The organism is Rhodopseudomonas palustris (assembly GCF_034479375.1).
In the GTDB taxonomy this organism is placed as follows: domain Bacteria; phylum Pseudomonadota; class Alphaproteobacteria; order Rhizobiales; family Xanthobacteraceae; genus Rhodopseudomonas; species Rhodopseudomonas palustris_M.
In genome coordinates, this window is sequence record NZ_CP140155.1 from 4,586,395 (window position 1) to 4,608,862 (window position 22,468).

General features: G+C 66.9%; 18 protein-coding genes and 1 tRNA gene. 11 read left to right on the top strand and 8 right to left on the bottom strand.

The features are described from left to right. Nucleotides 1-37: 37 nt before the first annotated feature. From SR870_RS20765 to SR870_RS20790, 6 genes are all read left to right on the top strand, one after another. A complete protein-coding gene (locus tag SR870_RS20765; protein WP_322515395.1) occupies nt 38-289 on the top strand; it encodes a PilZ domain-containing protein in 252 nt (83 codons plus the stop codon). A 408-nt stretch (nt 290-697) separates the two neighbouring features. Continuing rightward, nucleotides 698-1,906 carry an ABC transporter substrate-binding protein gene (locus SR870_RS20770; protein WP_322515396.1) on the top strand — a complete coding sequence of 403 codons (1,209 nt, stop codon included), beginning with the start codon at nt 698-700 and terminating at the stop codon, nt 1,904-1,906. A 325-nt stretch (nt 1,907-2,231) separates the two neighbouring features. Beyond that, the gene (locus SR870_RS20775) at nt 2,232-3,104 is read left to right on the top strand and encodes a branched-chain amino acid ABC transporter permease (protein ID WP_322515397.1); all 873 of its coding nucleotides are present in this window, start codon (nt 2,232-2,234) and stop codon (nt 3,102-3,104) included. A gap of 126 nt (nt 3,105-3,230) precedes the next feature. Next, nucleotides 3,231-4,262 (top strand): branched-chain amino acid ABC transporter permease, encoded by a 1,032-nt coding sequence (locus SR870_RS20780; RefSeq protein WP_322515398.1) that lies wholly within the window; start codon nt 3,231-3,233, stop codon nt 4,260-4,262. Then, nucleotides 4,255-5,013 carry an ABC transporter ATP-binding protein gene (locus tag SR870_RS20785; protein ID WP_322515399.1) on the top strand — a complete coding sequence of 253 codons (759 nt, stop codon included), beginning with the start codon at nt 4,255-4,257 and terminating at the stop codon, nt 5,011-5,013. Before SR870_RS20780 ends, SR870_RS20785 begins: the two co-directional genes overlap by 8 nt. Next, complete coding sequence (locus SR870_RS20790) at nt 5,010-5,720, top strand: ABC transporter ATP-binding protein (protein ID WP_322515400.1); 711 nt, start codon at nt 5,010-5,012, stop codon at nt 5,718-5,720. Before SR870_RS20785 ends, SR870_RS20790 begins: the two co-directional genes overlap by 4 nt. Before the next feature lie 147 nt (nt 5,721-5,867). Here the strand turns inward: SR870_RS20790 and SR870_RS20795 are convergent, their stop codons facing one another. Further along, nucleotides 5,868-6,803, bottom strand: coding sequence for a helix-turn-helix transcriptional regulator (locus SR870_RS20795; protein ID WP_322515401.1), 936 nt, complete (start codon nt 6,801-6,803; stop codon nt 5,868-5,870). Between the two features lie 135 nt (nt 6,804-6,938). On the opposite strand from SR870_RS20795, the gene SR870_RS20800 reads away from it, so the two are divergent. The 4 genes from SR870_RS20800 to boxB all read left to right on the top strand — a co-directional run bounded on the left by SR870_RS20800 (nt 6,939) and on the right by boxB (nt 12,776). After that, nucleotides 6,939-8,492 (top strand): benzoate-CoA ligase family protein, encoded by a 1,554-nt coding sequence (locus SR870_RS20800; RefSeq protein WP_322515402.1) that lies wholly within the window; start codon nt 6,939-6,941, stop codon nt 8,490-8,492. Between the two features lie 82 nt (nt 8,493-8,574). Next, the gene (locus SR870_RS20805; protein WP_322515403.1) at nt 8,575-9,396 is read left to right on the top strand and encodes an alpha/beta hydrolase; all 822 of its coding nucleotides are present in this window, start codon (nt 8,575-8,577) and stop codon (nt 9,394-9,396) included. Nucleotides 9,397-9,505: 109 nt separating this feature from the next. Continuing rightward, complete coding sequence (gene boxC, locus SR870_RS20810) at nt 9,506-11,194, top strand: 2,3-epoxybenzoyl-CoA dihydrolase (RefSeq protein ID WP_322515404.1); 1,689 nt, start codon at nt 9,506-9,508, stop codon at nt 11,192-11,194. Between the two features lie 145 nt (nt 11,195-11,339). Beyond that, nucleotides 11,340-12,776: a benzoyl-CoA 2,3-epoxidase subunit BoxB gene (gene boxB, locus SR870_RS20815; protein WP_322518333.1), complete on the top strand. Its 1,437-nt coding sequence runs from the start codon at nt 11,340-11,342 to the stop codon at nt 12,774-12,776. A 191-nt stretch (nt 12,777-12,967) separates the two neighbouring features. Here the strand turns inward: boxB and SR870_RS20820 are convergent. After that, nucleotides 12,968-13,044, bottom strand: a tRNA-Arg gene (locus tag SR870_RS20820). A 258-nt stretch (nt 13,045-13,302) separates the two neighbouring features. Further along, nucleotides 13,303-13,707 carry a YccF domain-containing protein gene (locus SR870_RS20825; RefSeq protein WP_322515405.1) on the bottom strand — a complete coding sequence of 135 codons (405 nt, stop codon included), beginning with the start codon at nt 13,705-13,707 and terminating at the stop codon, nt 13,303-13,305. A gap of 247 nt (nt 13,708-13,954) precedes the next feature. On the opposite strand from SR870_RS20825, the gene SR870_RS20830 reads away from it, so the two are divergent. After that, a complete protein-coding gene (locus SR870_RS20830) occupies nt 13,955-14,344 on the top strand; it encodes a hypothetical protein (protein ID WP_322515406.1) in 390 nt (129 codons plus the stop codon). 285 nt (nt 14,345-14,629) lie between these two features. On the opposite strand, the gene SR870_RS20835 is transcribed toward SR870_RS20830, so the two are convergent. From SR870_RS20835 to kdpB, 5 genes are all read right to left on the bottom strand, one after another. Next, entirely contained in the window at nt 14,630-16,237 is a 1,608-nt protein-coding gene (locus SR870_RS20835) for a gamma-glutamyltransferase family protein (RefSeq protein ID WP_322515407.1), read from the bottom strand. A gap of 123 nt (nt 16,238-16,360) precedes the next feature. Then, nucleotides 16,361-17,053 (bottom strand): response regulator, encoded by a 693-nt coding sequence (locus tag SR870_RS20840; RefSeq protein ID WP_322515408.1) that lies wholly within the window; start codon nt 17,051-17,053, stop codon nt 16,361-16,363. Next, nucleotides 17,050-19,752 (bottom strand): sensor histidine kinase KdpD, encoded by a 2,703-nt coding sequence (locus tag SR870_RS20845; protein WP_322515409.1) that lies wholly within the window; start codon nt 19,750-19,752, stop codon nt 17,050-17,052. Before SR870_RS20845 ends, SR870_RS20840 begins: the two co-directional genes overlap by 4 nt. Beyond that, the gene (locus SR870_RS20850) at nt 19,752-20,372 is read right to left on the bottom strand and encodes a K(+)-transporting ATPase subunit C (RefSeq protein WP_322515410.1); all 621 of its coding nucleotides are present in this window, start codon (nt 20,370-20,372) and stop codon (nt 19,752-19,754) included. The genes SR870_RS20845 and SR870_RS20850 overlap by 1 nt, the downstream gene beginning before the upstream one ends. 17 nt (nt 20,373-20,389) lie before the next feature. Continuing rightward, nucleotides 20,390-22,462: a potassium-transporting ATPase subunit KdpB gene (kdpB, locus tag SR870_RS20855; RefSeq protein WP_322515411.1), complete on the bottom strand. Its 2,073-nt coding sequence runs from the start codon at nt 22,460-22,462 to the stop codon at nt 20,390-20,392. Nucleotides 22,463-22,468 lie beyond the last annotated feature (6 nt).

Genomic DNA, 22,468 nt, shown 5'->3' on the forward strand with positions numbered 1-22,468 from the left:
GCCGCATGAGGGCGGCCGCGAAACTGGCGTCGAACAGATGGAAGATACGGTGGACGACAAGCGCAGACATCCTCGCAGCGAGGTCGAGGAACCGGCTCATGTGTCCTTCAGCGGCACCAGCCTCACCTGCCTGGTGCGCAACATCTCCGCCGAAGGGGCGGCCATCGACGTCGACAATGCAGCCTATATTCCGGAGCGGTTCCGGCTGGTGATGCCCGTCGGAGAGGTGCGCAACTGCCGGCTGATCTGGATCAAGCAGAACAGGATCGGGGTGACGTTCGAGACGTGAGGGGGCGAAGTGATTGGCAAAGTCGGCTCCCCCATTCCGCAGCGCGCCCGCTCTCCCGCTTGCGAGAGAGGGGTGGGGGTGAGGGCCACGCGAGTCGTCCCCCGCGCAGGCGGGGACCCATAACGCCTGGCTTCCCGAGCGAAGCAAGGCCGTTGCCACAGGGCTTCAAACCGGGATGCTGCGGCGTATGGGTCCCCGCCTGCGCGGGGCGACAGCGGGTAGGCTTGGCCGAAGCCGCTCATCGACATCGCAACCTGCACTATAATTCTTGCCTTCGTGGCGTCCTGAATTATGCTGCCGTCAGGTTCGGGACCAAGGGCGCCCGGTCGGCCGCGGTGATTGCCGTGTCCGGACGAGAAGCGCCTCAGCACAACAATCACCGAACGGCACCATCAAGGGGAGAACGCCATGTCAACGATCCGACGTCTGCCGCCGCTATCCCGCCGCGCGCTGCTGACCGGCGCCGCCGGCGCCGCCACGCTCGCGGTGGCGCCGCGTTTCGCCACGCCGGCGATCGCGCAGACCGCGCCGCTCAAGGTCGGCCTGATGCTGCCCTACACCGGGACGTTCGCCAAGCTCGGCCAGTTCATCGACGACGGCTTCCGGCTGCGCGTCGAGCAGATAGGCGGCAAGCTCGGCGGGCGCGAGGTGACCTTCGTGCAGGTCGATGACGAATCCAAACCGGAGGCCGCGACCGACAACATGAACCGGCTGGTCGGCCGCGAGAAGGTCGACGTGGTGATCGGCACGGTGCATTCCGGCGTCGCGATGGCGATGGTCAAGGTGGCGCGCGACAGCGGCACCTTGCTGATCATCCCCAATGCCGGCGCCAACGACGCGACGGGGCCGGCCTGCGCGCCGAACATCTTCCGCACCTCGTTCTCGAACTGGCAGACCACCTTCCCGATGGGCAAGGTGATGGCCGATGCCGGCATCAAGAACGTCGTCACCATCACCTGGAAATACACCGCCGGCGCCGAAATGGTCGGCGCCTTCGCCGAAAACTTCACCAAGAACGGCGGCAAGATCGTCGAGGACCTGACGCTGCCGTTCCCGCAGGTCGAATTCCAGGCGCTGATCACCCGCATTGCGCAGCTCAAGCCGGACGCGGTGTTCAGCTTCTTCGCCGGCGGCGGCGCGGTGAAGTTCGTCAAGGACTACGCGGCGGCGGGCCTCAACAAGACGATCCCGCTGTACGGCGCGGGCTTCCTCACCGACGGCACGATCGAGGCGCAGGGCGAGGCGGCCAACGGCATCAAGACCACGCTGCACTACGCCGACAACCTGGACAATCCCGCCAACGTCGCTTTCCTGAAAGCCTTCAAGGCCAAGACCCAGAAGGACGGCGACATCTACGCTGTGCAGGGCTTCGACGCCGCCGCGCTGCTCGACATCGGCCTGACCGCGGTGATGGGCGATCCGGCGATGCGCGATCCGATGATCAAGGCGATGGCAGCGGCGAAGATCGACAGCCCGCGCGGGCCGCTGTCGTTCAACAAGGCGCACAACCCTATCCAGAACATCTATCTGCGCGAGGTGAAGAACGGCCGCAACGAGATGGTCTCGATCGCGCAGGCCAATGTCGACGACCCGGCGCGCGGCTGCAAGATGACGTGAGCGCCGGCGCGTGGGCGGCGCGGCGGCCTGCAAACGTGCATCATGGCCGGGCTTGACCCGGCCATCCATCTTGACGTGATTTCCTCAAGGGATGGATTGCCGGGTCGAGCCCGGCAATGACAGCGTGTGGAAAGGGTCGCGCGTGAGCCACCAGACAACTAACAAGCACCGTCATTCCGGGGCGCGCGAAGCGCGAACCCGGAATCCAGAGGTTGGGGCGACGTCCGGAATCGCAGAACAGCTCGGGATTCCGGGTTCGCTCGCTGCGCGAGCGCCCCGGAATGACAAATGCGAGGGGAGCGACCGTGCAGTTAGGCCGTAAGCCATGGACCTGATCACCTTCGGCGTGCAGCTCCTGAATGCCGTGCAATACGGCATGGTGCTGTTTCTGGTCGCGAGCGGGCTGACGCTGGTGTTCGGCATTCTCGGCGTGATCAACCTCGCGCACGGCGCGTTCTACATGCTGGGCGCTTATCTGGCGTACTGGATCGCGCTGATGACCGGCAACTTCCTGGCCGCGCTGGTCGGTGGCGTCGCGATCGCCTTCCTGCTCGGGCTGGCGCTGGAGAGCGTGTTCATCCGCTGGCTGTACGGCCGCGATCATCTGGCGCAGGTGCTGCTGTCGTTCGGGCTGATTCTGGTGATCGACGAGGTCCGGCAACTGCTGTTCGGCAAGGACGTGCATTCGGTGGCGCCGCCGGACTGGCTGTCCGGCTCGCTGCAGCTCACCGACAATCTGTCCTATCCGGTGTATCGGCTGGCGATCTGCGTATTCTGCATCGGCGTGGCGGCGCTGATCTTCCTCGTCATCACCCGCACCAAGATCGGCATGATCGTCCGCGCCGGCGCCGAGAACCGCGAGATGACCCGCGTGCTCGGCATCGACTACGACAAGGTCAACCGCCTCGTCTTCGCCACCGGCATCGCGCTCGCCGCCCTCGGCGGCATCGTCACCGCGCCGATCTCGACCGTGTATCCCGGCATGGGCGACGGCATGCTGATCCTGTCCTTCGTCGTCGTGGTGCTCGGCGGCATCGGCTCGGTCGCGGGAGCGGCGATCGGCGCGCTGCTGATCGGCCTCACCGACACCTTCGGCAAGGTGTTCTTCCCCAGCGTCTCCGGCATGCTGATCTATCTGTTGATGGCGATCGTGCTGCTGTGGCGGCCGAACGGCATTCTGGGGCGGCGGGAGGCGTGAGATGGCCTGTCAGATGAATGCACGGTCTCACACCGCCCCCGCCGTCATGCCCGGGCTCGTCCCGGGCATCCACGAACTTCTGCCTCAGCCCCGCGCAAGACGTGGATGGCCGGGACAAGCCCGGCCATGACGAAGGAGAGGGCGAACCTTGTTAGAGCAAGCGGACTGCCGGCGCTCTGCCTCTTGGCCGCGATTGCGCTGCCATTCGTCGTGCCGCAATACTACGTGCAGTTCGCCAGCAAGGCGTTGATCCTCGGCGTGCTGGCGATGGCGCTCAATCTGGTGGTCGGGCAGGGCGGGCTGGTGTCGCTGTGCCATGCGGCGTTCTTCGGGCTGGCCGGCTACGTGCTGGCGCTGATGTCGCCGAAATACGACGCGGCGTCGCTGCTGCTGACGCTGCCGGTTGCGGTGCTGGCGGCGAGCTTCGCAGCGCTGGTGATCGGCGCACTCGCCCTGCGCACCCGCGGCGTGTACTTCATCATGGTCACGCTCGCCTTCGGCGAGATGCTGTTCTACCTGTTTCACGACGCCGATTTCGCCGGCGGCTCCGATGGCGCCTTCATCAACGCCAAGCCGGAACTGGTGATCGCAGGCGTTCGCCTGCTCGATCTCGACAAGCCTTCGACGTTCTACTTCCTGGTGCTCGGCGTCACCGTCGCGGTGGTCGCGCTGCTGATGACGGTGGTGCGCTCGCCGTTCGGCCATGCGCTGGCGGCGGCGCGCGACAACGAGCGTCGCGCCCGCGCGCTCGGCTTTCCGATCTTCCGCATCCGGCTGATCGCCTTTGTGCTGTCCGGCGCGCTCGCCGGGCTCGCCGGCTATCTGGCCGCGGTGCAGTTCGGCTTCATGGCGCCGCAGATGCTCGGCTGGCATCAATCGGCGACGGTGCTGGTGATGGTGCTGATCGGCGGGCTCGGCACCGTGACCGGGCCGCTGATCGGCGCGCTGGTGCTGCTCGGTCTGGAAGAGGTGCTGAAAGCGTTTTTCGAACATTGGAAGCTGATCGAGGGCGTGATCGTGATCGCGATCGTGCTGCTGCTGCCGAACGGCGTGCGGCAGCTCTGGCCGATGGTCTTCGGCGAGGCGGCGCGCGAACCCGCACGTGACCACGCGATCAAGCCGACCTCGGCGCCCGCGCCGGAGACCGGTCATGCCTGAGATCGCACTCCACGCCGAGCGGCTCGGCAAACGCTTCGGCGGGCTGCGCGCGGTCGCCGATGTTTCGCTCGTCGTCAAGCGCGGCGAGATCCACGCGGTGATCGGGCCGAACGGCGCCGGCAAATCGACGCTGATCAATCTGTTGTCGGGCGAACTCTCCGCCAGCACCGGCACGGTCAGGCTCGGCGACACTGATATCACCGCGCTGGCGCCGGATAAACGCGCCCGCGCCGGCATCGGCCGCGCGTTCCAGAAGACCACGATCTTCCCGCGCTTCACCGTGCACGAGAACGTCAGGCTCGCAGCCCAGGCGCGCTCGCGCGCGCCGCTCAGGATGTTCGGCGGCGCCTCGGCCGATCCCGAGGTGCAGCGCCGCACCATCGAGGCAATTACCAAGGCCGGCCTCGCCGGGCGCGAAAGTATCATCGCCAATGTGCTCAGTCACGGCGAACAACGCCAACTCGAGATCGCCATGGTGCTGGCGACGGGTCCGTCGATCGTCCTGCTCGACGAGCCGCTCGCCGGCATGGGCCAGGCCGAGGCGCGCAGCATCATCGCGCTGATCGCCTCGCTGCGCGAATGCCACGCAGTCCTGATTGTCGAGCACGACATGGACGCGGTGTTCGAGCTCGCCGACCGGCTGACGGTGATGCAGGACGGCCACGTGATTGCCTCGGGTTTGCCACAAGACGTGCGGCGGCATCCGGCTGTGCGTGCGGCGTATTTGGGTACCCACGGAGATGCTGCATGACCGCGCTGCTGCAGGCCGAGCGGCTCGAGGCGTTCTACGGCGTCAGCCAGATCCTGCACGGCATCGACCTCGAGGTCGGGCGCGGCGAGCAGATCGCGCTGATCGGCCGTAACGGCATGGGCAAGACCACGCTGCTGCGCAGCTTGATGGGGCTCGTGCCGGCCTGCCGCGGCCAGCGCCGGCTGCACGGCGATGATATCGCCGGCGTCCCGCCGGATGCGATCGCGCGGCGCGGCGTTGCGCTGGTGCCGGAAGGCCGCGGCGTGTTCGGTGCGCTGTCTGTCGTCGAGAATCTCACGATGGCCGCGCGGCCCGGCCGTGATGGCCGCGCCACCTGGACGTTGCCGCGGATCTTCGAGCTGTTTCCGCGGCTCGCCGAGCGCCGCGGCCATGGCGGGCATCAACTGTCCGGCGGCGAACAGCAGATGCTGACGATCGGCCGCGCGCTGATGACCAATCCGGACCTGCTGCTGATCGACGAGGCCACCGAAGGCCTGGCGCCGCTGGTCGCGCAGGAGATCTGGCGCACGCTCGGCGTGATCCGCGGCGAGGGCGTTGCCACCATCGTGGTCGACAAGGATTTCCGCAGCCTCTCCGTGATCGCCGACCGCATGGTGCTGCTGGCGAAAGGCGTGATCGTGTTCGACGGCGTGCCGTCGGCGCTCGCCGCGCAGCCTGAATTGCTGGAGCGGCATCTGGGCGTGTAGCAGCTAAGTTCGTCATTCCGGGGCGCTCGCGGAGCGAGCGAGCCCGGAATCCCGAGCTGTCCTGCGGTGCTGCGTGGTAACAACCTCAGATTCCGGGTTCGCCGCTTCGCGGCGCCCCGGAATGACGGGGTTCTTTCGTCGCGCGAACTACATCGCCTCGTTCTTCAGCCCGAATGCACACGCATCCCGGCACAGCACCGGCGACACCATCGCGGTCAGCTTCGCGGCGGCCGCCTCGACGCTCAGTCCGGCGGTATCGAGCACGCCGGAGGCGCGGGCGTAGAGCGGTTCGCGGCTCTGCAGGATGGTGCGCAGCTCCTGCATCGCGGCGCGGTCGTCGGCCATCGGCCGCAGGTCGCCCTGGCCGCGCACCCGCGCCATATGTTCTTCGGGTTCGGCCTTCAGCCAGATGGTGTAGAACGACGACAGGATCTGGTCGAAGGTGATCGCCTCGGAAACGATGCCGCCGCCGGTCGCCAGCACCATCAGTTCCTTGCGCGCCAGCAATTGCGCCAGCGCCGCCTGCTCCATCCGGCGGAAACCTTCCTGGCCGTAGAGCGCGATGATTTCGGCGACCGACAGGCCGTTCTGCTGCTCGATCTCCTTGTTCAGCTCGACGAAGGCCCAGCCGATCTTGTCGGCGAGCATCCGGCCCAGCGTCGACTTGCCGGCGCCGCGCAGGCCGATCAAGGCGATGCCGTGAAACGCATGTTCGCGCCGCGCGCCGGCGCCGAGCCGGCCCATCCCGGACAGCACGTCCTTGGCGTGCGCGATCTGCACCGGCGTGGCGCGGCGGACCAGATCGCGGATCACCGGCCAGTCGATCGACGGATCGCCGCTCGGCAGCAGATCTTCCAGCGGCGTGGCCAGCGCGCCGGAGACGCGGCGCAGCAGCATGATCGAGACGTTGCCCTTGCCGCTTTCGAGCTGGGCGATGTAGCGCTCGGAAATCCCCGACACTTTCGCCAGCACCTTGCGCGACATCCCGCGCAGGCCGCGCAGCGTGCGGACGCGCTGGCCGAGCTCCAGCAGGAAGCTGGCGTCGGATTCGGTGGGGTCGGTCATTTCTGAAGGCGCGCTCATGGCAAGTTGAGCGGAATCATAGTGCTGTGGAGGATTGACAGCAACCCGGTCCGGTGGCTTCCTATGCATTATAATTCTAATGAACTATAATTCTACCAGCGGGGAGGACGCCATGGCCATTGGCGCTGCCGAACAATGCACGGCATGACCGGTGCCGGGCCGTACAATGCGGTGAGCTGGCTGCTCGACCGCAATGTGACCGAGGGGCGCGGCGACAAGCTGGCCTTTACGGACACCGTGTCCGAGCTGACGTATCGCGCGCTGCAGGCGCAGACCTGCCGCGCCGCCAACCTGCTGCGTCGCCTCGGCGTGCGGCGCGAGGAGCGCGTGGCGATGATCATGCTCGACACGATCGACTTCCCGGTCGTGTTCCTCGGCGCGATCCGCGGCGGCGTGGTGCCGGTGCCGCTCAACACGCTGCTCACCGCCGAGCAATATGCCTATGTGCTGGCCGACTGCCGCGCCCGCGTTTTGTTCGTTTCCGAAGCGCTCTACCCGGTGGTGAAGGACATCCTCGCCGGCCTGCCTGATCTCGCGCATGTCGTGGTCTCGGGTGGCGACGCGCACGGCCATCTCAAGCTCGCCGACGAACTCGCGCGCGAGAGCGACAGCTTCGAGACCGCGCGAACGCACGCTGAAGAGCCGGCGTTCTGGCTGTATTCGTCGGGCTCGACCGGCATGCCGAAAGGCGTGCGGCATCTGCATGCCAATCTCGCCGCCACCGCCGAGACCTACGCCAGGCAGGTGCTCGGCATCCGCGAGGAGGACGTCGTGCTGTCGGCGGCGAAATTGTTCTTCGCCTACGGGCTCGGCAATTCGCTGACCTTCCCGCTGTCGGTCGGCGCCACCACGGTGCTGAATTCCGAGCGGCCGACGCCGGCGGTGATCTTTAGGCTGATGCAGCGCTATAACCCGACGATCTTCTGCGGCGTGCCGACGCTGTTCGCCGCGATGCTCAACGATCCGGCGCTGAAGAGCGAAAGCGCCGGCACGCGGCTGCGGATCTGTACGTCGGCCGGCGAGGCGTTGCCTGAATCCGTCGGGCTCGCCTGGAAGGCGCGGTTCGGCGCCGACATACTCGACGGCGTCGGCTCGACCGAATTGCTGCACATCTTCCTGTCCAACGCGCCGGGCGACATCAAATACGGCACCTCGGGCAAGCCCGTGCCGGGCTACAAGGTGCGACTGGTCAACGAGGCCGGCGCCGAGGTCGCCGATGGCGAGGTCGGCGAACTGCTGGTCGACGCGCCATCCGCTGGCGAGGGCTACTGGAACCAGCGTAGCAAGAGCCGTGCGACCTTCGAGGGCCACTGGACCCGCACCGGCGACAAATACATCCGCGACGCCGACGGCCGCTACACGTTTTGCGGTCGCGCCGACGACATGTTCAAGGTGTCGGGCATCTGGGTGTCGCCGTTCGAGGTCGAGAGCGCGCTGATCACGCATCCGGCCGTGCTCGAAGCCGCCGTCGTGCCTGACGCCGATTTCGACGGCCTGTTGAAGCCGCGCGCCTATGTGGTGCTACGCGACGGCGCTGCCGCCGACGGGCTGTTCGAGGCGCTCAAGGATCACGTCAAGCAGAAGGTCGGCCCGTGGAAATATCCGCGCTGGATCGAGGTGGTGTCGAGCCTGCCGAAAACCGCCACCGGCAAGATCCAGCGCTTCAAGCTGCGCGAGGGCGGGTCGTGAGTACAAGCGGAGAACTGCCCATGCTGAGAGCGGCGCTCGTGGCCACCCTCCCCGCAAGGGGGTGGGGAAAGAGGCTGCGCCGATGACGGAGCTTTCTGCCACTGGCCATCTCACCATCGCCGATCACCAGCTCGAATATCGCATGATCGGCCCGTCGCCCGCCGAGGCGCCGACGCTGGTGCTGCTGCATGAAGGGCTCGGCTGCGTCGGGCTGTGGGGCGACTTTCCGGACAGGCTCGCGGCCGCGACCGGCGCCGGCGTGTTCGCCTATTCGCGCGCGGGCTATGGCGCCTCCAGTCCGGCGCAACTGCCGCGGCCGGTCGACTACATGCATCGCGAGGCGCTCGACGTGCTGCCACGTGTGCTCGACGCCATCGGCTTCCGCCGCGGGTTGCTGATCGGCCATTCCGACGGCGCCTCGATCGCGGCGATCTATGCCGGCGGTGTGCCGGATCATCGCATTCGGGGCGTCTCGCTGATCGCGCCGCATTTCGTCGTCGAGGATATTTCGGTGCAATCGATCGCGGCGATCAAGCGGGCCTACGAGACCACCGAGCTGCGCGCGAAACTCGCCAAGTGGCACAGCGACGTCGACAACGCGTTCTACGGCTGGAACGGCGCCTGGCTCGATCCCGCGTTCCGCAAATGGGACATCTCCGATCACCTCGCCTACATCCGCGTTCCGGTGCAGATCGTGCAGGGCGCCGACGATCAGTACGGCACCTTGAAGCAGATCGAGATCGCCGAAGCCGAGTGCTGCTGCCCGGTCGAAACCCTGATCATTGCCGGCGCCGGCCACTCGCCGCATCGCGAGGCCGCCGAGGCGACGCTACGCGCCGTCGCCGATTTCGCCGACCGGATCCTCGAGGGGCATGGCGAGGCGACATACGGGTACGCCGCCTGACTCGCTTTAAAAGCTGCAACAAAGTGCACTATTTCAGCCGATCGTGGTGGACTCCGACAAAATCGTGCATTATAATTCACCTCAATCGAGGAAGACGAAAGGGAAGGCCATGGCCGGGGAGGATCGCGCTCTCGCGAACGGAGCGAGCTGGATCGACTTTCAAACCGATCCGACTCGCTATCGGCACTGGAAGCTCGCGATCGAGGGCGACATCGCGACGCTGACCATGGACGTCGACGAGAACGGCGGCCTGTTCGAGGGCTATCAGCTCAAGCTGAATTCCTACGACCTCGGCGTCGACATCGAGCTCGCCGACGCGATGCAGCGGCTGCGCTTCGAGCATCCGCAGGTCAAGGTCATCCTGCTGCGCTCCGGCAAGAACCGGGTGTTCTGCGCCGGCGCCAACATCCGGATGCTGGCCGGCGCCACCCACGCCCACAAGGTCAATTTCTGCAAATTCACCAACGAGACCCGCAACGGCTTCGAGGACTCCTCCGAGTTCTCGGGCCAGCGCAGCATCGCGGTGATCAACGGCACCGCGGCCGGCGGCGGCTACGAATTGGCGCTCGCGGCCGATCACATCATCATGGCGGATGACGGCGCCGCCGCGGTGGCGCTGCCGGAAGTGCCGCTGCTCGCGGTGCTGCCCGGCACCGGCGGGCTGACGCGCGTCGTCGACAAGCGCAAGGTGCGGCGCGACCGCGCCGATTTCTTCTGCACGATCGAGGAGGGCATCAAGGGCAAGCGCGCGGTGCAATGGCGCCTCGTCGACGAGATCGCGCCGAACAGCAAGCTCGAAGCCGTCGCCGCCGACCGCGCCAAGCAATTCGCGTCGTCGTCGTCGCGCAGCGGCAACGGCAAGGGCATCATGCTGACGCCGTTGTCGCGCAGTTTCGATGACACCGGCGTGCGCTACAAGCACGTCAGCGTCGATCTCGACCGCGACGCGCGGATCGCGACGATCTCGATCGCCGGACCGGAAGCCGGTGCGCCGGCCGATATCGACGGCCTGATCGCGCAGGGGGCCTCGACCTGGTCGCTCGCCGTCGCGCGCGAACTCGACGACGCGATCCTGCATCTGCGCATCAACGAACTCGGCATCGCGATGCTGGTGTTCAAGTCGCACGGCGACAGTGCCTCGGTGCTGGCGCACGACGCCTTCCTCGAGGCCAACAAGGCGCACTGGCTGGTCAACGAGATCCGGCACTACTGGAAGCGCGTGCTGAAACGGATCGACGTCACCTCGCGCACGCTGGTGACGCTGGTCGAGCCCGGCTCCTGCTTCGCCGGCACGCTGGCCGAACTCGTGTTCGCCGCCGACCGCTCCTACATGCTGATCGGCACCCGCGAGGGTGACAACCGCCCGGCTCCCCAGATCACGCTCAGCGCGATGAATTTCGGCCCGTATCCGATGAGCCACGGGCTGACGCGATTGCAATCGCGTTTCCAGTCGGGTGGCGATGAGTTGGCGCAGGCGCAGGCGAAGACCGGCGAGCCGCTCGACGCCGAAGCCGCCGACGAACTTGGCCTCGTCACCTTCGCGCTCGACGATATCGACTGGGACGACGAGGTCCGCGTGTTCCTCGAGGAGCGCGCCTCGTTCTCGCCCGACAGCCTCACCGGCATGGAGGCCAATCTGCGCTTCGTCGGGCCCGAGACGATGGAGTCGAAAATCTTCTCGCGCCTCACCGCGTGGCAGAACTGGATCTTCCAGCGCCCCAATGCGGTCGGCGAAGACGGCGCGCTGCGCCGCTACGGCACCGGCCAGAAGGCGCAATTCGACATGACGCGGGTGTGAGCACGCGCGATCACCGTGCGCTTGTCATTGCGAGGAGCGAAGCGACGAAGCAATCCAGAAACTCAATGCACTGCGGCCTGGATTGCCTCGCTCCGCTCGCAATGACGAAATCAAAAATGCCAACCGGGAGCACGCCATGAACATCATGAACGTCGACTACTCGACCAAGATTCCGAACAATGTCGATCTCGCCTCCGACCGCCAGGTGCTGAAGGCGCTGGAGGGCTGGCACCCGGGCTACATCGACTGGTGGAACGACATGGGCCCCGAGGGCTTCCAGCAGTCGCTGGTTTACTTGCGCACGGCGTATTCGGTCGATCCGCGCGGCTGGGCGAAGTTCGACTACGTCAAGATGCCGGACTATCGCTGGGGCGTGCTGCTGGCGCCGCAGGAGGAGAACCGCAAGATCCCGTTCGGCGAGCACTACGGCGAACCGGCCTGGCAGGAAGTTCCCGGCGAATATCGCGCAATGCTGCGCCGGCTGATCGTTATCCAGGGCGACACCGAACCGGCCTCGGTCGAGCAGCAGCGCCATCTCGGCAAGACCGCGCCGTCGCTCTACGACATGCGCAACCTCTTTCAGGTCAATGTCGAGGAAGGCCGCCATCTGTGGGCGATGGTGTATCTGCTGCAGAAATATTTCGGCCGCGACGGCCGCGAGGAGGCCGACGATCTCTTGCGCCGCCGCTCCGGCGACGCCGATTCGCCGCGCATGCTCGGCGCCTTCAACGAGGCGACGCCGGACTGGCTGTCGTTCTTCATGTTCACCTATTTCACCGATCGCGACGGCAAGATGCAGTTGCACTCGCTGGCGCAATCGGGCTTCGATCCGTTGTCGCGCACCTGCCGCTTCATGCTGACCGAGGAAGCGCACCACATGTTCGTCGGCGAGACCGGCATCACCCGCATCATCCAGCGGACTTGCGACGCGATGCGCGAGGCCGGCATCTCGGACCCGACCGACATCGCCAAGGTGCGTGCGCTCGGCGTCATCGATCTGCCGACGATCCAGAAGAAGCTCAACCTGCACTACACGCTGTCGCTCGACCTGTTTGGTTCGGAAGTGTCGACCAATGCGGCGAACGCCTTCAATTTCGGCATCAAGGGGCGCTATCACGAGACCCAGATCGACGACGATCATCAGCTCAAGAGCGCGACCTATCCGGTGCTGAAATTCGTCGACGGCGAGATCAAGCGCGTCGACGAGCCGGCGCTGACCGCGCTCAACATGCGGCTGCGCGACGATTACTCGCAGGATTGCGTCAAGGGCTTGCTGCGCTGGAACAAGGTGATCACGACGGCGGGCTATGACTATCAGCTCGCGCTGCCGCACGTCGCCTTCCACCGCGCCATTGGCGAGTTCAAGGACGTTCACGCGACGCCCGAAGGTGTCCTGATCGACGGCGCGACCTGGGCCAAGCGCAAGGACGACTGGCTGCCGTCGACCGACGACGGCGATTTCATCGCCAGCCTGATGCAGCCGGTGAGCGACCCCGGCGCATATGCGCCGTGGATCTCCGCGCCCAAGGTAGGCATCGACAACAAGCCGGGCGATTTCGAATATGTAAAGATCGAGACCTGAGCTCGCGACCTCCCCGGCTGCGCCGAAAGCAAGCCGGGCCGCCGGCCGGAGGGCCCAGCCGGCCCGGCCGTGCGGGCGCGCGGTGACGCGTCGCGTCGGCATGAAGGAAGCAAAGTGCGCTCCCCGCTTCTGCGCCAGAAGCGGCGGATCCCGCCATTCACACTCTTGGGGAAAGTGGCGCACGGGGAAACTGGCGCACCCGACACGATTCGAACGTGTGACCTTTGCCTTCGGAGGGCAACGCTCTATCCAGCTGAGCTACGGGTGCTTCGCCTGATCCTGTAGCCGATCGGGGGCGGGACGGCAACGGCCGAGAAAAGCGCCGATGTCTCAATGACCAATAGTCCGGGCAGTGGCGTCAGGCATCCGAATCGCGTCGGCGCCGGAGGTCAGGCCTCCGTTGAAGGCCGGACGCCGCGATCTGGTCGCCCGGACTTGGCGACCAGCCTCGGCCGCTCCGGTTCGGCCACCCGAACTTGCGCCGGGTGCGCCATTCGATCTCGCGGCCTATCCGGGCCTGGATCGACTACGCCGGAACGATTTCCTTGCCGATCGGCCAGAGCGCGATCCCGGCGAGCTTGACGTGCGCCCATGCGAACGGGATGCCGACGATCGTCACCGCGAGCAGGACCGCCGTGATCAGGTGCCCGAGCGCGAGCCACCAGCCGGCAAAAACCAGCCAGATGATATTGCCGAGCAGCCCCAGCGGACCGGTGCCGACGTCCTCGCGGCCGGTGACGGTTTCGCGCGGCACGGCCATCTGCCCGAACGGAAACAGCGTATAGGCGGCGATGCTGAAGGAGGCCCGCGCCCATGGCAGCCCGATGATCGTGATCGCCATGATGATCGCAGCGATCGCCCAGCCGGCCGCCATCCAGAAGCCGCCGAGCGCGATCCAGAGAATGTTGAGAAGCAGAGAGACCGGCGACATGCGAAGCATCCTTCTTGTCGGGAACGACACAGCGCGGGGCGGGCTGAATCGTCGATGAGCGCTCGATGTTGTCGCGACGAACGGGAACCTTCGCAAGCTTTTCCGCGTCGGCCACGGCTCGGCGACGCCGCGATCTCACGCATCGGCATTCGCAGCCCCGGGGCAACGCAAATTCGCCACGGTCGCGGCGAATTGCGGTCAAAGCCGTCGGCCAGTGTGCGCGCAACAACGACGAAGGAACCAGCGCTTGCCCTATACCGTGACGGCGACCCGACGAGATGAAAAAATGCAGAGCGTGCGCAACAGTTCGCTGATCGCGCTGGCCAAGGCACGGGTCTGGGAGAGCGAAGGCTGGCGCGTCAGGATTGCGGATCCGGAAGGCCGCGAGCACGACATCGCACAACTCGAAGAGCTGACCGCATTCAAGCCGGAGAGACTATCGGCGCTGTCCGCGATCCTGCCCGCGGACGAAGTTCTGACCGCGGGAGCAGATCCGGCTGAATTCGAGATGGACGACAGCCCAGCGCTCCAAGGCGAGGAAGTTCACGGGCCGTGGCCCGTCGAAGCACACGGCCCTTGGCTGTCGCAAAATCAAGATACGGCGTTCTGGCAAACGGGCGAGCTGCTGTCCTCGTAGCTGAGGACATGGTCGCAGTTCTTGCAGCGGAACACCAGAACGCGCCGTCGTTGTTGCAGATTCGGCAGACATCCGATCTGGGACATCGCTTCCGAGCAGTTCGGGCACGCGGGTACGCCGTCGCGGGTCATGTCGGACATCTCGGTTATCAGCAAGCTGCAGCCGAACGCATGGCCGATCGAGTAGTCGAGTAGCAGCAGGCTGTGAAATATCTGCGATTTCTTGGTCGCAAGTATACCGCATCGAATCCGTCCATTTCATGTCGGTCCGGCTGCCCTGGTAGTTTCAACAGGGTCGGCGCTCGGCTTCGGCGACCGCATCGCCCCAGGGTTGTGCGATCTCGACGGCTCCGCTGTTCCCGGCGCCCTCGCGTAGCACCACGCTCGGACAGGCGAATTTCATCGGGAAGGTCTGCCCCCGCGCTTCCTCGTAGTCGAAGCGCTGCGCCAGCGCGTCGCGTGTCGCCTGCGGCAGCCTCACGTCGCCGATCACGACCGCGCCTTCGCTGGCGTCGATCCGCGGCTGATGGATCGCCGCATCGAGATCCATGCCGTAGTCGATCACGAACGACAGCATCTGCGTCACCGCCGGCAGAATGCGGCGGCCGCCCGATGCGCCGAGCGCCAGCCGTCGGCCGTCGGCGGCCTGCGCCAGCACCGGCGTGTAGTTGGTGAGGCAGCGCTTGCCGGGCGCGAGCGAATTCGGCCGGCCCGGTTCGGGATCGAACCACATCACGCCGTTGTTCATCATGATTCCGCTGCTCGGAAGTTCGAATTTCGAACCGAAGGTCGACAGCAGCGTCTGCGTCACCGCCGCCATGTTGCCGTGGCGATCGACCACCGAGAAATGCGTGGTGCAGGCCGGTGCCAGATGCTCTGCCCCGAGTGCGCGGCGGCCGTCGGCGTCGCCCATGTCGCGCAGCCGCTCGGCATAGGCCGATTGCAGCGCCAGCGCATAGGCGGCGTAGGCCTCCGCATCCGGGGCGACGCCGTTGGCATTCAGATTTTGCTGCAGCAGGCGCAGCGTGTGCGCCAGCGTCGGGCCGGCGGTGAGTTCGGGTGTGGCGTACACCGTGCCGCCGCGATACGGGATCTGCAGCGGCCGGCGCAGATGCGCGCGGAACGCGGCGAGGTCCTCGACGGTCAGCGAGCCGCCATTGGCCTTCATGTCGGCGGCGATGCTGCGGGCCAGATCGCCTTCGTAGAAATCGCGCGGGCCCTGTTCGGCGAGCTGCGCCATCGTCGCCTGCAGGCGGTGCTGTGGCATGCGCACATGCGCCTTGATGCCCCACGGCGCATGCGGCGGCAGGCCGTCGTTCAGATAGGAGGCCGCGCTCGCTTCGTAGCGGCGCAGATCCGCGGCGACGCTGCCGATCATCAGCGTCGTCCACCAGTCGATCGCGAGGCCTTCGCCGGCGAGCGCGATGCTCGGCGCGATCAACTCCTTCCACGGCAGTTTGGCGTGACGGCGATGTGCCTCCTCCATGCCGGCGACGACGCCGGGCACCGCGACCGAGCCCGGTCCATGCAGGTTGCGATCGTCCTTCACCCGTGGCCACGGAAACAGGTCGGACGCGGCGCCCGCGCCGGTCAGCGGATAGTCCTCGGTGCGCAGGCTGCCCGGCGCGCACATGCCGTAGTCGATGACTTCGTAGGTGTCCTCGGCGGCGCGATACAGCACCATCGCGCCGCCGCCGCCGATGCCGCTCATCCACGGCTCCAGCACACCCAGCGCAAACGTGGTCGCGATCACCGCGTCGACGCAGTCGCCCCCGGCCGCCAGAACCTCCGCGCCGACCTCCGCCGCCTGGCGCGACTGCGCGGCGACGATGCCGCCCTTGGATACGATCGCGGGCTTGCGGAACTGCTGCAGGTTGCTGAACTGGTCGGCCATGGCGGAGACATTGCTTTCGTTGGGGCGTTGGCAGGCGCGCGGGCGCGGGGCGGGACAGGCATCAAACACATCATGCCGCCGCGCGACAATGCTCGCGCGGGGAACCCTGCCTTGCGCATTCGCTCAGCTCTGCTCGCCGATCCGATAGCCGATGCCGGGCTCGGTCAGGATGATTTGCGGAGCGTCGGCGCGTTGCTCGATCTTCTGCCGGAGCTGACCGATGTAGACCCGCAGATATTGCGTGTCCGAGGTATGCGCAGGTCCCCACACCGCGGCCAGAATCTGCCGATGGGTGACGACGCGCCCGGCGTGCCGCACCATGAAGGCCAGCAGTTCGAACTCCTTCGGCGTCAGCTTGATCTCGGCGCCGTCGCGGGTGACGCGCCGGCGCACCGCATCGATCTCGATGCCGCCGACCGACAGCGCGGCGGGCTCGGCGTTGCGCTGTATCCGGTGGCGCAACGCCGCGCGCATCCGCGCCATCAGCTCGCCGGTGTTGAACGGCTTGTTGACGTAGTCGTCGGCGCCGAGATCGAGCGATTCGATCTTCTCGGCCTCGCGCTCGCGCGCCGACAGCACGATGATCGGCAGATCCGACCAGGCGCGGACCTGCCGGATCACGTCCTTGCCGTCGCCGTCGGCGAGGCCGAGATCGAGCAGCACGATGTCGGGGGCATCCGCCGCGACCCGCTTGATCGCCTCGGTGACGGTCGCGGCATGCGCGACCTCGTAGCTGTTGGCTTCCAGCGCCGGCTTGAGAAAGCGCAGGATCGCCGGTTCGTCGTCGACCACCAGCACGCGCGATTTGACGCTCATGGTGCAGGCGCCTCCTGTGTCCTGTCCCGCATGAAGGTCAGCACGAAGCGCGTGCCGTGGCCGTTCGCAGCGGGGCTGAGCGCGGACACCGCGCCGCCATGCGCCTCCATGATGCCCTTGGTGATCGCGAGCCCGAGGCCGACGCCCTGGCCGCGATCCGAGGACGGCGCGGCGTCGCTCGCGCTGCGCACGAAGCGCTCGAAGATGTGCGGCAGGTCGGTAGCGGCGATGCCGGGCCCGTCATCGGTGACGCGCAGCTTCACCGATGACGCGTCGCTCTCGGCATCGATCAGGATGTGAGAGGTCGGCGGCGTGTGCGCGACGGCGTTATTGACGATGTTGCCGAGCGCCTGTTCGAGCAGCGCCGCGTCGGCTCTCACCAGCGGAATTGCAGCGGGCCAGATCATTTCGAAGCGCTGCGCCGCGCCGCGTCGGCGGGCGGCCTCGATCACGCGGGCGGCGATCTCGCGCAGGTCGACCCAGTCGCGGCGCAGTTCGAGCGCGCCGGATTCGATCCGGGTGATCGACAGCAGGTTGCGCACCATCTCGTCGAGGCCCTCGGCCTCCTCGCGGATATTGGCGAGCAGGTCGCGGGTCGCGTCGGCGTCGAGCTTGTCGCCATAGGTGGATAGACTTGTCGCCGAGCCGAGGATCGACGACAGCGGCGTGCGGAAGTCGTGCGAGATCGACGCCAGCAGCGTGTTCCGGACCCGCTCGGTCTCCGTCGCGGTGCGGGCGCTGACCATGTCGCGTGTCAAGGCCGCGCGCTCCAGCGCCGCCGCGGTTTGCTCGGTGAGCGTATCGAGCAGCGCCAGCGCTTCGGAGTCGAGCGCGGCGCTGCCTTGCTGCTGCATCACCCCGATCACGCCGTAAGTCGTATTGCCGGTGCGCACCGGCAGGAAGCGCCACGGCACGATCGGCAGCGTGCCGGTCTCGAAGCCGGCCGGCTCGTTGTGGCTGAAGGCCCAGCGCGCCGCCATCATCGCCGCCTCGTCGAGCGCATCCTCCGGCGGCCAGGCCGCGGCCAGCGCCAGATCGTCCTCGCCCGGCAATAGTACCATCACCGGGCGGCCGAGGCTGGCGTGGATCTCGCTGGCAGCGCCTTCGGCGATATCGTCGCGCGTCGCCAGCCCGGACAGCCTTCGCGTGAACTCGTACAGCCGCCGCATCGCCCGCACCCGGCCCGCGGAAATCCGCGCCTGCTCGCGCAGCCGGCCGGCGAGCGTCGCGGCGACGATCGCCACCACCAGATACATCAGCAGCGCCAGCAGTTCGTAAGGCTCGGCGATGGTGAAGGTGTAGAGCGGGGCGATGAAGAAGAAATTGTAAGTGAGGAACGACAGCACCGAGGCGAAGATCGCCGGGCCGACGCCGGATTTCACCGCGCTGAACAGCACCGCCATCAGGAACACAACCGACAGGCTCGCTGTCGGGATCGCCTGCGCGAACGCCTTGCCGACCGCCACCGCGCCGGCCACCGCGACCGTGGCGTAGAGAAAGTGCGCCGGCTGCGACGCGTTCAGTCGCGACGCCAGCGAGCGGGTGTCGCGCGTGATCGCCTCGTCCGGCACGGGCACCAGATGGATGCCGATGTCGGTCGAGCGCTGCATCAATTGCTGCGGCAGCGAGCGCGCCAGCCATTGCCGCAGCGCGCCGCCCCGGGCGCGGCCGATCACCATCTGGGTGACGTTCTCGAACCGCGCGAAACGCAGCAACTCGTCGGGAATGTCGTTGCCGGTCAGCGTGTGGATTTCGGCGCCGAGGCTCTCGGCGAGTTTCAGCGCCTCGTCGATCTGCCGGCGCGCCGCAGAGTCGGGATTGACGCCGGAGCGCTCGACCGTCACGGCGATCCACGGCGCGTCCATCAGGTCTGCGAGCCGCTTGGCAGTGCGGACCACGCCGGGCGAGCCGGTGTCGGGGCCGACGCAGGCGAGGATGCGCTCGCCGGCGGCCCATGGTCCTTCGATCGCGTGCGCCTGCATTCGCTCGACCAGAGCGGCATCGACCCGCTCGGCGGCGCGGCGCATCGCCAGCTCGCGCAACGCGGTCAGATTCTGCGGCTTGAAGAAGCTCTCGACCGCGCGCGCCGCGGTGTCCTGGACATAGACCTTGCCCTGGGCGAGACGCTTCAGCAATTCGTCCGGCGGCAGGTCGACCAGCACGATCTCGTCGGCGCGGTCGAACGCCTTGTCGGGCACGGTCTCGCGCACGCGGATCTTGCTGATCTTCAGCACCACGTCGTTGAGGCTCTCGAGGTGCTGGATGTTCAGCGTGGTCCAGACGTCGATGCCGGCGGCGAGCAGTTCGTCGATGTCCTGCCAGCGCTTCGGGTGGCGGCTGCCCGGCACGTTGGTGTGGGCGTATTCGTCGACCAGCAACAGGCTCGGCTTGCGGGCCAGCGCACCGTCGAGGTCGAATTCGCGCATCACCCGGTTGCGATACACGATCGGGCGGCGCGGCAGCACGTCGAGCCCCTGCAGCAATTGCTCGGTCTCGAGCCGGCCGTGGGTCTCGATCAATCCCGCCACCACGTCGCGTCCGCTGCTCTGCTCGCTGCGTGCGGCGGACAGCATCGCATAGGTCTTGCCGACGCCGGGGGCGGCGCCGACGAATATCTTCAGTCGGCCGCGCCCTTCCTTGCCGGCGAGGGCCAGCAGGGCATCGGGCGAGGCGCGTGCGGTGACGGTCGAGGTCGACATCAGGAGCCCGGCTGGTTCTGTTCCTGCATCTTATCGAGGGCCAGGTTTAATTTCAGTACGTTGACGCGCGGCTCGCCGAGCACGCCGAGCTCGCGGCCGGTGGCCTGGCTCTCGACCAGGGCTCGCACCCTGGCCTCGGGCAGATTGCGGGCTTTGGCGACGCGCGGCGCCTGGAACAGCGCCGCCTCGGGCGTGATATCGGGATCGAGGCCGCTGCCGGACGTCGTGACCAGATCGACCGGGACCGCCGCGCCGGGGTTGTCCTGCTTCAGCGCGGCGACGTCGGCGGCGAGCCGGTCCGCCAGCGCCTTGCTGGTCGGGCCGAGATTGGAGCCCATCGAGTTGGCGGCGTTGTAGGGCGCCGGAACCGACTTGGCCGGATCCTGCGGATCCGGCGCGGTGGTCGCCGACGGGCGGCCGTGGAAGTACTTCGGCTCGGTGAACGACTGGCCGATCAGCGCGGAGCCGATCACCTGGTCATTCCGGATGATCAGGCTGCCATTAGCCTCGGTGGGGAGGGCGATCTGGGCGATGCCGGTCATCGCCAGCGGATAGATCAGGCCGGTGAGACAGGCGAGCGCTGCGAACGAGACGATCGCGGGACGGATTTCTTTCAACATGGCGTCACCTTTCAGGTTCAGGCGAGATGCAGAGCGGTCACCGCGAGATCGATGACCTTGATTCCGATGAACGGCAGCACCAGGCCGCCGAGGCCGTAGATCAAGAGATTGCGCCGCAGCAGCGCCGCCGCACCGACCGGGCGATAGGTCACGCCCTTCAGCGCCAGCGGGATCAGCGCGATGATGATCAGCGCGTTGAACACGATCGCCGATAGGATGGCGCTCTGCGGCGTCGACAGGCCCATGATGTTGAGCGCGCCGAGCTGCGGATAGAACGCCACGAACATCGCCGGAATGATGGCGAAATACTTGGCGACGTCGTTGGCGATCGAGAACGTGGTCAGCGCGCCGCGCGTCATCAGCAATTGCTTGCCGATCTCCACCACCTCGATCAGCTTGGTCGGGTCGGAATCGAGGTCGACCATGTTGCCGGCCTCGCGCGCCGCCTGGGTGCCGCTCTGCATCGCGACGCCGACATCGGCCTGCGCGAGCGCCGGCGCGTCGTTGGTGCCGTCGCCGCACATCGCGATCAGCCGTCCATTGGCTTGCTCGCCGCGGATGTATCGCAGCTTGTCCTCGGGGGTGGCCTGCGCGATGAAGTCGTCGACGCCGGCTTCCGAGGCGATCGAGGCCGCGGTCACCGGGTTGTCGCCGGTGATCATCACCGTCTTGATCCCCATCCGCCGCAACGCCGCGAAGCGTTCCTTGACGTCGGGCTTCACCACGTCTTTCAGATGAATGACGCCGAGCAGCCGGCCGCCTTCCGCGAGTCCCAGCGGCGTGCCGCCAGCGCGGGCGATGCGGTCGACCGCAGCGCGGAACGCCGGCGGTTCGGCGACGTCGGCGCCGGCCTGATCGCGGACGAATTTCAGGATCGAATCGACCGCACCCTTACGCAGCTTGCGCGCGCCGAGATCGACGCCCGAGAGCCGCGTCGTCGCCGAGAACGCGATGAAGTTCGCGTCGCCGGACGTCGCGACGTTGGCGAGGCCGTGCTTCTCCTGCGCCAGCGCCACGATCGAGCGGCCCTCGGCGGTCTCGTCCGCCTGGCTCGCGAGCAGCGCGGCTTCGGCCGCTTCGGCGTCGCTGACGCCGGGCACCGCGACGATCTCCGAGGCCAGGCGATTGCCGAAGGTGATGGTGCCGGTCTTGTCGAGCAGCAGCGTATCGATGTCGCCGGCGGCTTCCACCGCGCGGCCGGACATCGCCAGCACGTTGAAACGCACCAGCCGGTCCATGCCGGCGATGCCGATCGCCGACAGCAGCGCGCCGATCGTGGTCGGGATCAGCGTCACGAACAGCGCTACCAGCACGATCACCGAGATCGATCCGCCGGCATAGTTCGCGAAGCTCGGGATCGCATTGACCACGAACACGAAGATGATGGTGAGGCCGACCAGCAAGATGTTGAGCGCGATCTCGTTCGGCGTCTTCTGCCGCTCGGCGCCTTCGACCAACCCGATCATGCGGTCGAGAAACGACGAGCCGACCGCCGCGGTGATCTTCACGACGATGCGGTCCGAGATCACATTGGTGCCGCCGGTCACCGCTGAGCGGTCGCCGCCGGATTCGCGGATCACCGGCGCGGATTCGCCGGTCACCGCGGCCTCGTTGATCGAGGCGATGCCCTCGATCACTTCGCCGTCGCCGGGAATGGTGTCGCCGGCCTCGCAGACCACCAGATCGCCGACACCGAGACGTTCGGCGGCGACGCCTTCGTATAGTTCGGTGTTGCCCGGCATCAGCAATCGCTTGGCGACGGTCTGGGCGCGGGTCGAGCGTAGCGCGTCGGCCTGCGCCTTGCCGCGGCCTTCGGCGACCGCTTCGGCGAAATTGGCGAACAGGATGGTGAACCACAGCCAGATCGTGATCTGCAGGTCGAAGCCGAGCGTGCCGTCGCCCGCGACCAGGTTGCGGATCGTCAGGATCGTGGTCAGCGCAGTGACGATTTCGAGAACGAACATCACCGGATTCTTGATCAGCGTGCGCGGATCGAGCTTGACGAAGGCGTGGCCGATCGCGGGGAGCAGGATTGCCGGATCGAGAATGGTCGGCGCCGGCGCCCGCTTGCGGAGTTTGGAGGTGTGCATGGTTGT

What these genes read in the sequence shown, in the direction of transcription:
- SR870_RS20780 (WP_322515398.1), top strand. Translation starts at nt 3,231, where the DNA reads ATGACGAAGGAGAGGGCGAACCTTGTTAGAGCAAGCGGACTGCCGGCG.
- kdpB (WP_322515411.1), bottom strand. Translation starts at nt 22,462, where the DNA reads ATGCACACCTCCAAACTCCGCAAGCGGGCGCCGGCGCCGACCATTCTC.
- SR870_RS20800 (WP_322515402.1), top strand. Translation starts at nt 6,939, where the DNA reads ATGCACGGCATGACCGGTGCCGGGCCGTACAATGCGGTGAGCTGGCTG.
- SR870_RS20825 (WP_322515405.1), bottom strand. Translation starts at nt 13,707, where the DNA reads ATGTCGCCGGTCTCTCTGCTTCTCAACATTCTCTGGATCGCGCTCGGC.
- SR870_RS20805 (WP_322515403.1), top strand. Translation starts at nt 8,575, where the DNA reads ATGACGGAGCTTTCTGCCACTGGCCATCTCACCATCGCCGATCACCAG.
- SR870_RS20775 (WP_322515397.1), top strand. Translation starts at nt 2,232, where the DNA reads ATGGACCTGATCACCTTCGGCGTGCAGCTCCTGAATGCCGTGCAATAC.
- SR870_RS20785 (WP_322515399.1), top strand. Translation starts at nt 4,255, where the DNA reads ATGCCTGAGATCGCACTCCACGCCGAGCGGCTCGGCAAACGCTTCGGC.
- SR870_RS20795 (WP_322515401.1), bottom strand. Translation starts at nt 6,803, where the DNA reads ATGAGCGCGCCTTCAGAAATGACCGACCCCACCGAATCCGACGCCAGC.
- boxB (WP_322518333.1), top strand. Translation starts at nt 11,340, where the DNA reads ATGAACGTCGACTACTCGACCAAGATTCCGAACAATGTCGATCTCGCC.
- SR870_RS20765 (WP_322515395.1), top strand. Translation starts at nt 38, where the DNA reads ATGGAAGATACGGTGGACGACAAGCGCAGACATCCTCGCAGCGAGGTC.
- SR870_RS20770 (WP_322515396.1), top strand. Translation starts at nt 698, where the DNA reads ATGTCAACGATCCGACGTCTGCCGCCGCTATCCCGCCGCGCGCTGCTG.
- SR870_RS20850 (WP_322515410.1), bottom strand. Translation starts at nt 20,372, where the DNA reads ATGTTGAAAGAAATCCGTCCCGCGATCGTCTCGTTCGCAGCGCTCGCC.
- SR870_RS20845 (WP_322515409.1), bottom strand. Translation starts at nt 19,752, where the DNA reads ATGTCGACCTCGACCGTCACCGCACGCGCCTCGCCCGATGCCCTGCTG.
- SR870_RS20840 (WP_322515408.1), bottom strand. Translation starts at nt 17,053, where the DNA reads ATGAGCGTCAAATCGCGCGTGCTGGTGGTCGACGACGAACCGGCGATC.
- boxC (WP_322515404.1), top strand. Translation starts at nt 9,506, where the DNA reads ATGGCCGGGGAGGATCGCGCTCTCGCGAACGGAGCGAGCTGGATCGAC.
- SR870_RS20835 (WP_322515407.1), bottom strand. Translation starts at nt 16,237, where the DNA reads ATGGCCGACCAGTTCAGCAACCTGCAGCAGTTCCGCAAGCCCGCGATC.
- SR870_RS20790 (WP_322515400.1), top strand. Translation starts at nt 5,010, where the DNA reads ATGACCGCGCTGCTGCAGGCCGAGCGGCTCGAGGCGTTCTACGGCGTC.